Below are 16111 nucleotides of genomic sequence, written 5' to 3'. Positions count from 1 at the left end.
GCTGCGCCACCCTGCCCAGCGGTACGTCTCCTACTCGCCAAGGCCCCGCAGGCATGCGGGCACGCTCCATCGCAAACGCTACGACCGCGCAAGCAGACGGCTCTTGTCCTGCGACGTGACCAGCCGCTGGTCAGGTCCGCTCGGTGCCTGCGCGCTTGCGGGCACGATAGTTGCGCAGGTTGGCCGCGTTGCCACAGATGCGGACGTCATGCCAGACGCCACTGTTGTTGCGGGAGCGGTCGTAGAACGACGTCGCGCAACGTGGGTTCCGGCACGTCTTCAGGCGGCGCAGAGTGTCGGTGCACTGGGCCTGGTAGGCCTCGATGAGGGCGAGCGACGCGACCTGGCGCCACCCTGTGCCGCGCGGTTCGGCTTGGATGCGGCCGTGCTCGTCGAGCCGTAGAGCCGTGGGCAGCGTCATGAGCGAAGCCGCAGGGCCGGTCTCAGGTGACGACTCACTCGTCGGCGCCTGCACGAGCCGGTTCAGGTCATGGCGCAAGTCACGCAGCCCCTGTACGTCCTCGGCTGTCAGGTCGATGCCGGGTGCGGGCCGGTGGGTCGCGCCGCTCCAGCTCTCCAGCGCCTGGTCGAGCCACGCGCCGGCGTCCTCGACGGACTCCAGCAGGTCGGGCCGGCGCGGTCGGCCGGCGGACAGCGTGTTGAGCAGGTCCTGTACGAAGGCCAGCCCGCCTGGGGCGGGCTCCAGGTCGTACCGGACCGTCGCAGTCCAGGACATTCTCTGCTCTTTCCTCATGGTGTGGCCCACTACGCCGACATTTCCATAATCATTTCACTTATTACTTCTTAAGTCTAAAGCGACCGAGCCATTCGCGTCATCCCGCTCGGTCCAGGCGCATGTCATAGCCTGCTCTTCCGGGGCTGTGCCACCGCAAACCCGTCCGGTGAACAGAAGCGTCGCCTGGTCGGCTATCGCTTCGTCGGACTGATACAGCTCCGCTATGAGGTGGGTGAGAGATGACGGCGGAACCAGTCGGCTGCCGAGAACGGAGTGGCGGCGGCCCACGCCGCCGTACTCGCCGCCGTACTCCCTCTCCTCGAACGGGAGCCCGCGCCGCGGCCGGCGGCGGTCTGCGTGGGCGCGGCGGGGGCGGCCGCCGCGCCGGAGGCGGCCCGCGCCCTGGCCAGCCTGCTCCTCGCGGACCTGCCCACGGACGAGGTGGCCGTCACCAGCGACGCCGTCACCGCCCACGCGGGCGCCCTCGGCGGCCGCACCGGCGTGGTTCTCGCGATCGGCACCGGCTCCGTCGCCATCGGCATCGGGGACGACGGGTCGTACGCCCGGGTCGACGGATGGGGTCCCTGGCTCGGCGACGAGGGCAGCGGCGCCTGGATCGGCGCCGCCGGCCTGCGGGCCGCGCTGCGGGCCCACGACGGACGCGGCCCGGACACCGCGCTGCTCGCCGCTGCCGTCGAACGCTTCGGCGAGCCGGACCGGCTGCCTGTGGCCATCGGCCGCGACGGCAACCCCGCCCGCATCGCCGCGTCCTTCGCCCCGGACGTCGCGCACCTGGCCGCAGCGGGCGACACCGCCGCCTCGGCGCTCATCCGTGACGCCGCCGGCGCACTCGGCGAGGCCGTGCTCGCCGCCGCCCGCCGGATCGGCGGCGAAGCCCGCTCCGTCGCCATCACCGGCGGGCTCACCGGCCTGGGCGAACCGCTCCTCGGGCCGCTGCGCTCGGCACTGGCCGGCTTCCCGCGCCCCCTGCGTCTACGGTCCCCGCTCGGGCCACCGCTGGACGGTGCGCGCCTGCTGGCTGTGGACGCCCGCGCGCCGCACGAGCCACACGTCGTCCGCGTAAGGCGGGCGGCGCCCCTCCCCCCTGTCCCCACCCCGCCGGTACCCCCGCCGGCCGTTGCTTAGGAGTGACCGTGCGTCAACTCGACCTCGTGGTGATCGTCGTCTATTTGGTGGCGATCGCCGTGATCGGACTGCGCCTGGCCGGCCGGCAGAGCACCTCGAAGGACTACTTCGTCGGCGAAGGCAGCATGCCGTGGTGGACGGTCTCGTTCTCCGTGGTGGCCACCGAGACCAGCGTGCTCACCGTCATCAGCGTGCCCGGCGGCGCGTACAGCGGACAGGGCTTCGGGAACGTCGAACTGGCCCTCGGCTACGTCATCGGCCGCGTCGTCGTGGCCACCGTGCTGATCCCCCTGTACAAGCGCGGCGGCTTCGTCAGCGCCTACCAGTACCTGGGCAGCAGATTCGGGCTGAAGCTGCAGGGGCTCGCCTCGGTGACGTTCGTCTTCACCCGGCTCCTCGCGGAGGGCGTCCGGCTGTTCGCCTCCGCCATCCCGATCAAGCTGCTGCTCGACGAGTTCGGTGTGCACGCGAGCTACCGGCTGATCATCATCGTGCTCACGTTGATCACCGTCGTCTACACCTACCTCGGCGGCATCAAGGCCGTCATCTGGACGGACGCCATCCAGATGGGCCTGTACCTGGGCGGTGCGATCCTCGCCATCGCCGTGCTGTCCGGCCACGTCGGCGGCTCCGGTTTCTCGCAGGCGCTGCACAGTGGCCACTTCAAGCTGTTCGACACCAACTTCGACCCGGCGCACATCCTGACCAGCCCCTTCGCCATGCCGACCGCGATCATCGGCGGCGCCATCTTCGCCATGGCCAGCCACGGATCCGACCAGCTGATCGTCCAGCGCGTCCTGGCCACCCGCTCGCTGCGCGACGGCCAGAAGGCCATCATCGCCTCCGGCGTCTTCGTCACCCTCCAGTTCGCCGCCTTCTCCTTCGTCGGCGCCCTCCTGTGGTCGTACAACCAGGGCAAGGACTTCAAGGCGCTCGGCCTGGCCAGCTCTGACAACCTCTACCCGCAGTTCATCCTGCACGGGCTGCCCGTGGTGATCTCCGGTCTGCTCGTGGCGGGCATTCTCGGCGCCGCGATGGGCTCGCTGTCCTCGGCCCTGAACTCCATGTCGAACTCGACGGTCGCCGACATCATCCACAGCTTCTTCCGCAGCATGCCGTCCGAGGAGTCGCTGCTGAAGCTCGCGCGGGTGATGACGCTGGCGTGGGCGGTGCTGATGGCGGTCTTCGCCTGTGCCTTCAGCACCAGCACCGGCAACGTCTATCTGACGGGTCTGACGATCGCGGGCTACACCTACGGCGCTCTGCTCGGCGCGTTCCTGCTCGGGCGCCTCGTCCGGCGCGCCAACGAGATCGACTCCGTCGTGGCCTTCCTGGTGACGGTCGGCGTGATGACCTACATCGTGCGCAACGTCAAGATCGACGTCACGGTGGCCGGTGCCACCGTGCCGACCGCGATCGCCGCCCAGTGGCTCGTACCGCTCGGCGTGGTCATCACCCTGGTCGTCGGCGGCCTGATGAGCCTGTTCCACCGCGCCCCCGAGATCGCGGCGATCCCGGTGAACGACGGCGAGACGGGCCCCGGCACCGACCCCGTCGCCGCGGCCGTCGGCCTCGACTGACGGCGCACGCGCCATTCGGTGCGGGGTCGCCTCGGCGGCCCCGCACCCGTCCCGCCCGACACCCCCGGGAGAAGCCATGCCGCAGCGCCGTCCGACCCCGACCACGCGCCGGAAGAGGCACCGGGAGGCGCTGTGCGTGTCATCGGCCTGATGTCGGGCACCTCCTACGACGCCATCGAGGCGGCCGCCGCAGACCTCGCCCTGGACGGCGACACCCTGCTCCTGCGGCCCCTCGGACACCTCTCCGTGCCCTACCCGGACGACCTGAGGAACCTGATCAGCGCCACCCTGCCGCCGGCCGCGACGACCACGCAGGCCGTCTGCGCCCTGGACACCGGCGTCGGCCAGGCCTTCGCCGACGCCGCCGGACGCGCGCTGCGCGAGCTGTGCGACGGCACCGCCGACCTCGTGGTCTCGCACGGGCAGACCATGCACCACTGGGTCGAGCACGGCACGGTCCGCGGCACCCTCCAACTCGGCCAGCCCGCCTGGATCGCCGAGGCCACCGGGCTCCCGGTCGTCTCCGACCTGCGCAGCCGGGACGTGGCCGCCGGCGGGCAGGGCGCCCCGCTGGTCGGCATGACCGACACCCTGCTGCTGCGCGCCCTGCCCGGCACGCCCGCCGCGCTGAACCTCGGCGGCATCGCCAACGTCACCGTCCTCGCACCCGGCGCCGAACCGCTGGCCTTCGACACCGGCCCCGCCAACGCCCTGCTGGACGCGGCCGTACGGCACTTCACCGCCGGCGCCGCCACCTATGACGAGGGCGGACGCAGGGCCGCCGCCGGCCGGACCAGCCCGCACCTGCTGAGCGCCCTCCTGGACGACCCCTACTACCGCAGGCCGGCCCCGAAGAGCACCGGCAAGGAGCACTTCCACCTGCCCTACCTGCAGCGGGCGCTGCAGTCGGTGCCCACCCCGGACCCCGACGACGTCGTGGCCACCCTGACCCGGCTCACCGCCGTCACCGTCGCAGACGCCTGCCGCGCCCACGGGGTCACCGAGCTCGTCGTCTCCGGCGGCGGCACCCGCAACCCGGTGCTCATGCGCATGATCGCGGAGGAAATGCCCGGCGTGCGGCTGCGCCCCAGTGACGACCTGGGCCTGCCCTCCGACGCCAAGGAGGCCCTGGCCTTCGCCGTCCTCGGCTTCCTCACGATGCACGGACTGCCCGGCACCCTGCCCTCGGGCACCGGCGCCCGCCGGGCCACGCTGCTCGGCAGCATCACCCCCGGTTCGGCGCCGTTGCGCCTGCCCGAACCCGCCGTACAGCCGCCGCGCCTGCTGCGCGTCGCCCCTCTACCCACGGAATCGCCCAGCAGCGAGGACTCATGAGCCGCACCGCCCCCACACCCCCTGCCGCACCGGCCCTCCCGGAGCGGGCCGCCGGCCTGGCCGAGCTGCTGGCCGCGTGCGTCGGCGACCCGGCCCGGGTGACCACCGACATGCCCCGCAGGGTCGCCGCCGCGCACGACGCCTCGCCGTACCTCTTCACGCCGCACGCCGTCGTGCGCGCCGCCTCCGCTGCCGAGGTGGGCGCGCTGATGGCCGGGGCCCGTGCGGCCGGTGTGCCGCTGACGCTGCGCTCGGGCGGCACCAGCCTGGCGGGGCAGGCGGGCGGCGACGGCATCCTCGTGGACGTCCGCAGCCACTGGCGCAGCGCCGAGGTCCTCGACGACGGCCTGCGCGTTCGCCTGCAACCGGGGCTGACGGTGCGTCAGGCGAACACGCGGCTCGCCCGGTACGGACGCAGGCTCGGCCCCGACCCGGCCAGCGAGTCCGCGTGCACCATCGGCGGCCTGGTCGCCAACAACTCCAGCGGCATGAACTGCGGCACCCGGGACAACGCCTACCGGACCATGGAGTCCCTGCAGTTCGTGCTGCCCTCGGGCACCGTCGTCGACACCGCGACGCCCGACGCGGACCAGGCGCTGCGCGCCCGCGAGTCCGAACTGCACGCGGGATTGCTCCGGTTGCGCGACCGCGTGCGCCCCTCGGCGGGCTCGCGCGCCACCATCGAGCGGCTGTTCTCGATGAAGAACACCATGGGCTACGGCCTCAACTCGTTCCTGGACCACGACGATCCCGCCGACATCCTCGCCCATCTCATGATCGGCAGCGAGGGCACCCTCGGCTTCGTCGGGGAGGCCGCCTTCCGCACCGTACCCGTCCTGCCGCACACCGCCACCGCCCTGCTGGTGCTGCCCGGCCTCGCCGAGGCCACCGACGCGCTGCCCGCGCTGCTGGCCGTCGGCGCCCGCACCGCCGAACTCCTCGACGCGGCCTCGCTGCGCGTGCCGCAGCAGTCCCCGGACCCCGTGGACGAGCTGCGCGGTCTGCGCGTGGAGCAGCACGCGGCGCTGCTGGTGGAGTTCGCCGAGGACAGCGCCGAGGAGCTGGCGGCGAGGGTGGCCACGGCCCAGCCGGTCCTGGACCGCCTGCCCGCCGTCACCGGGACCGGGCTCGTCCGCGACCCGCACGTCAGGGCCCGCCTCTGGCACCTGCGCATGGGCCTGTACACGGCGGTCGCGGGAGCGCGCCGTCCCGGCACCACCGCGCTACTGGAGGACATCGCGGTGCCGATGGACCGGCTGACCCGCACCTGCGAGGGCCTGATCGGCCTCTTCGACCGGCACGGCTACCAGCACGCGGTGATCTTCGGCCACGCCCGCGACGGCAACCTGCACTTCATGCTCACCCAGGACTTCGACTCCGCCCCGGAGATCGAGCGCTACGCCCGGTTCACCGACGCCATGGTCGACCTCGTCCTGGACGCCGGCGGCACACTGAAGGCCGAGGACGGCACCGGCCGGGCGATGGCCCCCTTCGTCCGCCGTCAGTATGGCGACGAACTGCACGACGTCATGCGCGAGTTGAAGCGGCTGTGCGACCCGCACGGCGTGCTCAACCCGGGTGTGCTCCTGGAGGACGACCCGGCCGCGCACCTGCGCAGACTCAAGAGCGTTCCCGAGGTCGACCCCGCCGTCGACGCGTGCGTCGAGTGCGGTTACTGCGAACCCGTCCGCCCCACGGCGGACGCCACCACGACGCCCCGTCAGCGCATCGTCCTGCAGCGCGAGATCGCGCTCGCCACCGCCGCCGGCGACGACGAACGCCGCCGCGCCCTGGAAGCCGACTACGCCTACGCGGCCGTCGACAGCTGCGCGGCCGAGAGCCTCTGCGTCACCGCGTGCCCGGTCACCATCGACACCGGCGCGGTGATGAAGCGCCTGCGCGCCGAACGCCATGGCGCCACCGCTCAGCGCGCCGGCAGCGCGACGGCCCGGCACTGGGCGGCCACGGTCAAGGGTGCGCGTGCCGCACTCAACACGGCGCACGCCGCGCCCGCCCCGGCCGTACGCGCCGCCACCGGCGCCGTGCGCCGGCTCGGGGCGGGGGAACTGGTGCCCGCCTGGGCCGACGACATCCCGCGCGGCGGCCCGGCCCGGCCCACTCCCCGGCGGCCCGCCGCGGCGCGGGCGGTGTTCTTCGCCGCCTGCATCGGCAGCGTCTTCGCCGCGGAGGGCACCTCCGACGGGGCGGCGGCAGCCTTCCTGCGCCTGTGCGACCGGGCGGGCGTCCCCGTCGTCGTGCCCGAGGGTCTGACCGGCCTGTGCTGCGGCACCCCCTGGCAGTCCAAGGGCTAACACCGCCGGGCACCGCACCATGGCCGCCCGCACGCCGGCGGCGCTGTGGGATGCGAGCGACCACGGCCGGTTGCCCGTGGTCTGCGACGCGTCCTCCTGCACCCACGGCCTGGAGCAACTGCCCAGTGCCCTGCCGGAATCGGACCGCGTCCGCTTCGCCGCCCTGCGCTTCGTCGACAGCGTCGCCTTCACGGCCGAGCACCTGCTCCCCGCGCTGCCCGAGCCCCGCCGCCTGGGCAGCCTCGCCCTGCACCCCACCTGCTCCACCGTTCACCTGGGCATCGACGGCGCCCTGCGCACCGTGGCCGCGGCAGTGAGCGACGAGATCACCGTGCCCGACAACTGGGGCTGCTGTGCGTTCGCCGGCGACCGCGGCCTGCTGCACCCGGAGATCACCGCGAGCGCCACCGCCGCCCAGGCCGCCGGGATCACCGCGGGCACATACGACGCGTACGCCTCCTGCAACCGCACCTGCGAGATGGGCATGACCCGCGCCACCGGCCGCCCCTGCCGGCACGTGCTGGAACTCCTCGACGAGACGGCCGCCTGAGCCGATTCCGCCGGGCGTCCTTCGCACCCTCGGTGCCGCGAACGGTGCGTCCGCCGGACGGCGCGTGGTGAGGCGAGAGGGGCCCGGCGCATCTCGGCCTCTGGCCGCGCGCAGTGAAACAGCCCTGCTGCCGTCAGTCCGCACGACACGACGACGACATCACGGATTCAAGGCCGCCAAATGCCGTGCGACATCACCGTTCCAGTGGCGAGTTCCCGCCGGTTGGCAGAAGTCCGCCACCCGGCTCACCTTGTGCCGGCTTTTCCAGGTTGAAAGATTCCCCGCAGCTCAGGCGCTGTTTGGGGGCGGCGCCTTGTCGTTGCTTCCTCGAATTGCCTTGTACGAAGTGGAGTGCCCATGAAACGGCGGAGACGGGCGATCGCTCGCGGCCTCGCCACCATAGCCAGTGCGGCCGTAGTGCTCGCCGCACCCGTGCATTACGCCGTGGCCACCGGAGCGCAGACCACTGCGGCCGAGTCCCCTGCGGAAGGCATGCCTTCGGGGGGCGCACTGCCCAGCACACCCTCTTCCTCAGCGCTCGGTCCCTGGCGCTCGTTCCTGAAGCCCACGCCCGCGCAGCCGGTGAAGAACAGTCCGCACCAGGTCCTTGTGGTACTCGGCTCGGCCACCCACGTGACGGGCAAGTCGCTGGGAAAGCAGCGCAATCTGCAGGCCCGTACCGCGCTGACCTCCAACACCGCGGTCAACACCGCGCTCCACCGGGCCCACGCGGTCTCCATGCGGCCCCTGATGCCGGGGCTGACCGGCACCCAGGTGCGGCAGTTGCGCTCAGCCGCACGGACAAAGCTGGGCTCAGGGGCGATCGACCTGTCCGAGGTCCAGGTCGTCCAGCTCGCCGGCGGCGACCCCTCGGCGGCTGCCCGGGCGCTGGCCGCCGCACCCGGTGTCGTCTACGCCGAGCCCGACCAGACCGTCTCCCCCATGAACACCGGCGCCGTGCCGCTGCCCTCCTCGGTCAACGCCACGACGCGGAAGTCCGCTTCGTCGGTGAAGGGGCAGGACAGCGGTGCGACCGGCTCCGACGGTGTGCCCGGCAACGCGGCCCTCGGCGCCTCGCTGCAGAGCTTCCTCAATGCCGGCGGCGTGGACGCGACCGGCGCGTACAGCCTGTTGAAGCAGAAGTTCGACCAGCTGCCCGGCGCGGGTGAGAGGATCACCAACGTCTCGGTCGGCGATCTCACCGACGCGTCGACGCCGCACCTGGGCGCGGCGGGGCCGACGACCGTGGTCCAGAACGGCCAGCGGTACCTGGACATCCCCACGATGCCCTTGATCCCCACCTACACCGCGGACGCGACCGGCGCCCTCGACCCGACCGGCTCCACCCAGGGGGAGGACCCCGCGCTGGGTGAGGTGCTGCTGGACTTCTCCGTGATGGCGCCGCTTCCGCACGAACTGCAGCGCCCGGGCATGGAGGGCAGCGGGAACTCCGACCTGCTGGGCATCGCCCCGGGGGCCGACTACCGGCTCGTCGTCCCGCAGCAGCCGACGTTCAGCCAGATCGCGATGGCCCTGCTGGCCGCGGCCCGGCAGACCCCGCGTCCCGATGTGATCACCGCAAGCCTGGGCTATGGCACCGACGCCTACGGGCTTCCCAGCCGCTACCTGGAGGACGACCCCGTCCAGCAGGCCGTGATCGCCTCGATCGTGCAGCAGTACGGCATCACCATGGTGGTCTCGTCCAACGACGGGACCCGGCTGTACACCAACGCGGCCGTCGGACCCGACGGCGGCAGCACCGCCACCGACGTGACGCGCAAGGCCGCCGACGCCACCCGGATCGACGACGACCAGGGGTCGACCACACCCAGCAAGGTGCTGGACTCCGGCGCGATCGCCGCGGGCGGCACCACGACCGACGACACACTGTCCGTTCCGCCGCAGAACGGCTCAGCCGCGTCGGACAACGGGACTTGGGCGACCACACGGCTCAACGGCTCAGGGATCTTCTCCTCGGGCTTCGGCACCCGCGTGGACGTCTCGGCGCCCAGTGACGGCATCCCCGCCTTCGAGCACCAGGGTCGGACCGCGCAGTCGGTCAAGGAGGTTCTCAGCGGAGGCACGTCGGCGTCCGCGCCCGAGATCGCGGCGGCCGCAGCGGTCGTACTGCAGGCCTCCCGGCTGACCGGGCAGCACCCGTCGCCCGATGACGTCCGTTCCCTGCTGGAGCACACCGGCCGCGCCGTGCCCACTCCGCCGCAGATCGACCAGCCCCTGCACGTGGGTCCGCAGCTCGACGTCACGGCAGCTGTGCAGGCGGTCCTGGCCAAGGCGCACGGCGGCCACGCCGACACGGACACACCCCGGATCGTCCGGCTCTCGGTGGCGCATCGCCAGACCATCGGCGGGCTCGGCGGCTCGTACCTGGAGGCCACCGACCCCGGACGCATCGACCTGACCGGACCGAGCACCGGCGCCGCCGCCACCGGCGAGGGCCTGGTGGGACCGGTGACCATCGGCGCCGACGTGACCGGCCTGTCCGACCGGGAAGGCGTGAGCTACGCGCTGCGCATCGGGGATCACGCATTCACCTCCGATCTGCCGGCGATCCGGCTGACACCCAGCCAGATGCTGACCGCCGCCGGACTTCCCGTCGTCTCGACGACGGACCGGCAGATATCACTCACCTTCGAGGTGCGCCACGGCCACCAGGTGCTGGCCTCGGCCACCCACGACCTGGCCTTCGGCCCCACCGACGGCACATACGTCGAAGCACTCGCCCCGGTGGCCCGGCCCGTCGTCGAGACGGGGCACCCCGTGCAGGTGAGCTACGACCTCACCGGGGTGCGGAACGTCAACTCGCCCCAGCTCGTCGTGTCGGGAGTCGGCCACTGGAACCCCGGGCTGGCGCCCATCTTCTCCGCCTCCTACACCACCCCGCTGACGGGACTTCGCGGCACGGTCACCGTCCCGGCCGAGGCCTTCTCCGCCGGCGGCGGCATCTACGGGCTCGGGATCGTCCAGAACCCCACCGGCAGCTCCAAGCGCGGCCCCGTCTACGGCGAATTCGCCTCGATCCGGGTCGACGGCGGTGACCCCTCACAGCGCCCCGCGGCACCGACCCTGGCCGCGAAGGCAACGGCGGCCTTCGGGCACCTCCTGGAGATCGATCGAGCCGCACCGCGGTTCTCGGTGCACTACGACGTGTCGCACGTCGATGGCGCCACCGGCACGCTGCTGGAACTCTCCGCGCCCGGACCGAACATGTACAACTCGTACGACATGGTCAGCAACCAGAACGGCACCGCCCGCGACCACAACGGGGTGGACAGCCCGGCCACGCTCGACCGCCCGCTGAACGGCACGCGGGGCACAGTGGAACTGGACGCCCGCACGCTCAGGTTGCCCTCTTCGGTCGCTTATGACCTGCGGGTGTTCGCCGTCGACGAGCACGGCAGGACACTCGGGCAGGCTTCGCCGACGTCCCTGCTGGCGTACGACGACGGAGTGGCCCCCGACGGTACGAACCTGACCGACTTCGCCATCGTCCCCGGCGGCACCTCCGTCGCGTCGGTCGAAAGCCCCACCGGTGAAGGCTCGGTGTACGACTACGACGCCGCCACGGGAAGCTATGGGCGCAAGCTCACGGGCGACCCTGCGCGCGGCTCCCTCTACGAGGTGTTCGGCATCGACTCGGCACACCACACGCTGATCCTGCACAAGCGGACGAGCACCGGCGAGCAGTGGCTCGAGACCTATGACACGAGCACCGGCACCGCAGTGGGCAGCCCCGTCCGGGTCGACGACCAGTACGTCGTCACGGGCGGCCGGGTGGACGCCAAGCGCCACCGTGCGGCGGTGCTCGCCTACCGTTCGAGCGACCACGCGGGCTTCGTGCTCCCCGTGGACACGGCGACCGGCACTGGGGCGACACCGCTCCAGCTCGACCCCACCCCGGACGGCTGGTCCACGTACGGCCTGCTGGACGTGGACGAGTCGAGCGGCGTCTTCTCCGCGCAGAGGACCGGGAGCACCGTCAACTGCCTGGCCGGGACCGGGTCCGGGACCATGGCAGCGGTCGACCTGGACGACGGAACCGTGACCCACAGCCAGGGAGGACTCCCCTGTGCCGGAGACCTCGCCTCCGACCAGAAGGGCAATCTCTACGAAACGTGGTACCACTCGTACAGCGTCAACTTCCCCGGCACCGCGTATGTCGCGCAGTTGCCCGGCGGGGACCCGGTGAACCTCGGAACGGGTCAGGTGCCCCTCGCGCTCGCCGTCGACGGTGAGCATCAACTGGCACTGTGCGCCTTCCGGTACCCGGACCTGAAGCCGACAGGCGGCTACCAGCAGTACGGCTTCGGAGACAACAACGCCACCGGCCGGATCGCCGTCGTCGACCTGAAGACGGGCAGGACGGTGGGCACCGTGACCGGCGTCGAGTACCCGCTGTACGGTGCCTGGAACGGCCGGCTCGACAGCCATCACGAGCGCGTGATCCAGCTCGACCCGGCAACCCGGACAGGCTGGACGTATTCGGGCGACGGCCTACAGATCGAGCAGTTCACCTACTGACCCCGATTCGCTCGCTCAATCACGCGGGTCCGCGGGCACACAACGTCCGCGGACCCGCTGCGTACCGGATCATGACACTTTGCGCCGGCGGGCAGGCGACATGAAGGCGGGGAAATCATGGCCTTTGACGTGCTTGGACTGACAGCGGAAACGGAACTCGTCTACGCCGTGCTGGTCCAGATGCCCAACGCCACGGCCTCGGAACTCGCCGACGCCTGCGAACTGTCCGTTCCCGCCACCGCGCGGCAGCCGGCCGGTCTGGTCAAGGAGCGACTGGCGACGCAAGTGCATCGCTTGATGGACGCACACCGGGAGGCGTCCCGGATCAGCAGCCCGGACCTCGCGGTGGAGCTCCTCACCGAGCGCGCCGACGTCAGCGCCGCGGTGCAGCGCCTGGCCACCCAGGCGCAGCGTGAGATCCGGGCCTTCGACCGGCCGCCCTACGTCGACCGGCCGGGCAGCAACCTGGACGAGCAGATCAAGCGGCAGCGCCGCGGCGTCGCCCACCGGGTGATCTACGACCGGGCCGCCGTCGCCTGGCCGGGCCGCCTCGCTGACGACATCCTGCCCAGTCTCCAGGCCGGCGAACAGGCGCGCGTCCGTACCGAACTACCGCTCAAACTCGTGATCTGCGACAGCAGGGCCGCGATCATCCCCGTCAGTTCGGCGCCGGGCGGCCGGCTCGCGGCGTACCTGGTGAAAAGCTCGCCGATGCTGGTGGCCCTGGAGTCGCTGTTCGAGGCGGAGTGGGAGCGGGCGGTGCCACTGCCCCTGACGGTTTCCACAGCGGCCGTGGAGGCGGACGTCGAGAATGTCGCCGACGAACCCGACCAAGAGACCCGGTCGCTGGTGTCGCTGGTCGCTTCAGGGCTCACCGACGCCGCGATCGCCCGCGCCCAGGGCTGGAGCGAGCGCACAACCCAGCGTCGTATTCAGCGCCTGATGAGTCGACTTGGGGTGGACACCCGCTTTCAGGCTGGGCTGATCGCCGCCCGCCGCGGCTGGTTGTGAGGCGTGCCTCCGGCGAGGACCCTCGTGCACCGACCGATTGCGCTCGGTCCGCAGGATCGGTCGGCAGGACGATCCGGAGATTCCCCTCCCGACGTCCGTCTGGGCCCCTTGCTGGTGATCGCGCCGGCCCTCACCGCGTACCTGGCCGGGGCACTGGCTGTGGCCGCCCGGGTTCTTGTCGCCGTGTTCCACGGCTGACCGACCACGCCCGATCACCTCGCGCAGATCACCGCTCTGACCGTGCTGTCCGCTCTGGTCGTCTTCGTCTGCCATGTGCGCGAGCGGCGCAGCAGGGAGCTGAAGCGGGCACGGTCGGTGGCCGAGATGGCTCAACTCGTACTGCTGCGGCCACCACGCCGCCGGATCGGGCGGCTGCGGGTGACCCGGCTGTACCTGACGGCCGAGGACGAGACCCGCATCGGCGACGTCCGGGGCAAGGACTGGCCGCCGTCGGTGAGGCGGCCATGGGGCTGGGCGTATTCCGCGAGGGCGCGCACCGATACGAGACCCTGCCCGAAGTTGCCGCGGGCCTGGAGGTGAGCGTCTGCAGAAGTCTGGAGGACGTCGCAGACACGTACCCCCCTTGGGCATGTGCGAACTGCCCGCCCCCAGCCACCGCGCCGACCCTTTCACCTTCGAGGACGGCGACATGCTGCTGCTCCACACCGACGGTGTCATCGAAGCCCGCTCACCCAAGGGAGCCTTCTACCCCCTCACCGAGCGCGCCGCCTCCGCCACTTCCACCGCGACCTGCTGGATCACGTGGGCCACGAACCCGGAGACGACGCCGCTCTCCTGGCCCTCGAACGCTACGGCGCCCGCCACCGACCGCACACGTAAGCCCTCGAGCCATGCTCTCGTGATCGTCTTGCCGACGCTTTACAGGGCGACAAAGCTGTTTATGCGAGGAATCCGAACAACATCCGAACGGAGAAGGAGCCCGCAGACCGGCCAAGAGACGATCAAGGGAGAGGGAGTCATGACGACGCACAGAGCGGAGACGTCGGCGACTGCGACGGATGCCGCGCCGAGCGTATTCAGGCAGCCTGACGGTGTCGGGAAGCGGGTCGGGGAGGTCGCGGAGATCACCGTTCTCTGGGATGTCGAGCCCGGCGGCGCGGCGAGGTTCCGCCAGCATGCCGACAAGATCCAGCAAGACGCCTTCCACTATGAAAAGCTCGTCGGCACTGTTCACGACTTCCGTGTCACGTTCATCAACAACGACACCCAGGCCATAGGCGCAGTCACCTATGACGGGGACTTCAAGCCATACATCGCAGACATCTTCGCCAACGCCGCGCCATGGTTCGACGAGATGTTCGATGGTGTCCTCGAGGGCTATCCCGGGGCGACCAATCCTGGCATCGTCGATTGGCTGACGCCGAAGATCGTGGAGGCCGACATGTGGTACGCCTCCAATCCGACCATGACGGTCGAGGACACCGCCAAGGCGCAGAAGGTCACGGAGGCGTTCAACGCGTTGCTGGATGCAGCGGCCGACTAGCGGCACGGCTTCCGGCGGTCAGGGCCGCTTCGGCGGGTTGTCCGTCGGAAGGGTGTCCCCGTAATGGTTTTCCCGTCCCAGGTGCTGTGGCTGCAGCCAAGACACCTGGAACATCATCCAGGCGGCCCGGCAACGGCGCACGGCGCCGTACCGGGCCCCTTCAGCGAAGGCCGCACCGTCATGTCCGACCACCTCTCCGGCCCCCGCGCCGAGGTCGATCCAGCCATCGACCTCGCCGACCTTTACGCCTTTCCCAGCCCTTCCCGGACGGGTCGGCTCGTCCTCGTCATGGACGTCTTTCCCAATGCCCGCCCAGGGGCTCTGTTCTCCGACGCGGCCAGCTACCGGTTGCGTGTCCGTCCCGCGGCCATTGCGGCGGATCATTCGGGTCCGCTCTTCGAGCTCGGTGTCGATGAGTATGCGTTCACCTGCACGTTCTCGGGCCCGGTCGAGTCCGAGGCCGGCGGGGAGACGACGCAGTGGGGAACGTGCGTGCTCCCGGACGGGGAGGCGGTCGCGTTCCAGGTGAACGACGAGCGGGGCGGCGAGGGCCATGGCGTGCGCGTCTACGCCGGGCTGCGGCTGGATCCCTTCTTCATGGATGTCGGCAAGGAGGTGCAGACGCGGGCGGAGCGACGGCTCGCCTTCCTCCCGGAGGGCACCAACACACTGGAAGGCGTCGATGTCCTGACCATCGTCGTCGAGTTCGACGTTGCCGGGCTGCCCGGGCCGGCCCCGGGCACGATGTTCGCCGTTGCCGCGGAAACCGTCACGTCCGGCCCCTATCCCGTACGACTGGAGCGGCTCGGCCGCCCGGAGGTGAAGAACGTTCTGATGTCCGAGAACGGGGTCGACACCGCGAACACGATCGTGGATCTGCGCGATCTCTACAACGAGGAAGACCCGTTCCGGCCGGGGTCGCACTACATGGGTGCCTACCGCTCGCGGCTGAACGCCAACCTGGCCTTCTTCGACGGTCTGGACGGCAGGCTCGACTGGCAGACGGACCGGGACGGGACGCATCCGCTGACCGACCTGCTGCTCGCCGACTTCCTGGTCGTGGACGTGGCAAAGCCTTACGCCGAAGACAGCTACTTCGAGATCGAGCGAGCCCTGCTGGAGGGGCGGTCGCCCGCGACCTGCGGCGGCCGCACGCTCAACGACGATGTCATCGACACGCTGTACACGCTGATCGTCAACGGCTTCCACGGCCCGCGGGTCAGCGACGGCGTCGACCGGGCGACCGCACCGGCCTCCCGGGAGTTTCCGTATCTGGCACCTCCCAACCCCGACCCGCCTGTGCCCGTGTCCGTCCCGGGGGCCGCCGCAAGCCGATGAGGAGCAGTTCCGCAACGGCCGGCCGTGTGAGCGACGGGTCACGACTCGATCTTGCCGACG

11 protein-coding genes are annotated in these 16111 nt (G+C 71.2%); 10 read left to right on the top strand and 1 reads right to left on the bottom strand.

Annotated elements, in window-relative coordinates:
- Positions 1 to 130: 130 nt before the first annotated feature.
- The gene (locus tag ACWGJ5_RS00335; protein WP_453307558.1) at positions 131 to 736 is read right to left on the bottom strand and encodes a CGNR zinc finger domain-containing protein; all 606 of its coding nucleotides are present in this window, start codon (positions 734 to 736) and stop codon (positions 131 to 133) included.
- A 273-nt stretch (positions 737 to 1009) separates the two neighbouring features.
- On the opposite strand from ACWGJ5_RS00335, the gene ACWGJ5_RS00330 reads away from it, so the two are divergent.
- The 10 genes from ACWGJ5_RS00330 to ACWGJ5_RS00285 all read left to right on the top strand — a co-directional run bounded on the left by ACWGJ5_RS00330 (position 1010) and on the right by ACWGJ5_RS00285 (position 16051).
- Positions 1010 to 1882, top strand: a complete 873-nt coding sequence (locus ACWGJ5_RS00330; RefSeq protein ID WP_453307557.1) for an N-acetylglucosamine kinase — start codon at positions 1010 to 1012, stop codon at positions 1880 to 1882.
- Positions 1883 to 1890: 8 nt separating this feature from the next.
- A complete protein-coding gene (locus ACWGJ5_RS00325; RefSeq protein WP_453307556.1) occupies positions 1891 to 3462 on the top strand; it encodes a sodium:solute symporter in 1572 nt (523 codons plus the stop codon).
- Between the two features lie 132 nt (positions 3463 to 3594).
- On the top strand, positions 3595 to 4797 hold the full coding sequence (locus ACWGJ5_RS00320) for an anhydro-N-acetylmuramic acid kinase (protein WP_453307555.1): 1203 nt from the start codon (positions 3595 to 3597) through the stop codon (positions 4795 to 4797).
- Positions 4794 to 7109 carry an FAD-binding and (Fe-S)-binding domain-containing protein gene (locus ACWGJ5_RS00315; protein ID WP_453307554.1) on the top strand — a complete coding sequence of 772 codons (2316 nt, stop codon included), beginning with the start codon at positions 4794 to 4796 and terminating at the stop codon, positions 7107 to 7109. The genes ACWGJ5_RS00320 and ACWGJ5_RS00315 overlap by 4 nt, the downstream gene beginning before the upstream one ends.
- Positions 7110 to 7128: 19 nt before the next feature.
- Positions 7129 to 7659, top strand: coding sequence for a hypothetical protein (locus ACWGJ5_RS00310; protein ID WP_453307553.1), 531 nt, complete (start codon positions 7129 to 7131; stop codon positions 7657 to 7659).
- Positions 7660 to 8016: 357 nt separating this feature from the next.
- Entirely contained in the window at positions 8017 to 12198 is a 4182-nt protein-coding gene (locus tag ACWGJ5_RS00305) for a S8 family serine peptidase (protein WP_453307552.1), read from the top strand.
- A 117-nt stretch (positions 12199 to 12315) separates the two neighbouring features.
- On the top strand, positions 12316 to 13209 hold the full coding sequence (locus ACWGJ5_RS00300; RefSeq protein ID WP_453307551.1) for a helix-turn-helix domain-containing protein: 894 nt from the start codon (positions 12316 to 12318) through the stop codon (positions 13207 to 13209).
- Positions 13210 to 13449: 240 nt separating this feature from the next.
- Positions 13450 to 13749: a hypothetical protein gene (locus ACWGJ5_RS00295; protein WP_453307550.1), complete on the top strand. Its 300-nt coding sequence runs from the start codon at positions 13450 to 13452 to the stop codon at positions 13747 to 13749.
- A 49-nt stretch (positions 13750 to 13798) separates the two neighbouring features.
- Positions 13799 to 14713 (top strand): SpoIIE family protein phosphatase, encoded by a 915-nt coding sequence (locus tag ACWGJ5_RS00290; RefSeq protein WP_453307549.1) that lies wholly within the window; start codon positions 13799 to 13801, stop codon positions 14711 to 14713.
- Positions 14714 to 14776: 63 nt separating this feature from the next.
- Positions 14777 to 16051: a DUF4331 family protein gene (locus ACWGJ5_RS00285; RefSeq protein WP_453307548.1), complete on the top strand. Its 1275-nt coding sequence runs from the start codon at positions 14777 to 14779 to the stop codon at positions 16049 to 16051.
- Positions 16052 to 16111 lie beyond the last annotated feature (60 nt).

The organism is Streptomyces sp. NPDC054783, assembly GCF_053611725.1.
Note: the sequence above shows the minus strand (reverse complement) of the source record. Positions and strands in the feature narration are given on the sequence as shown.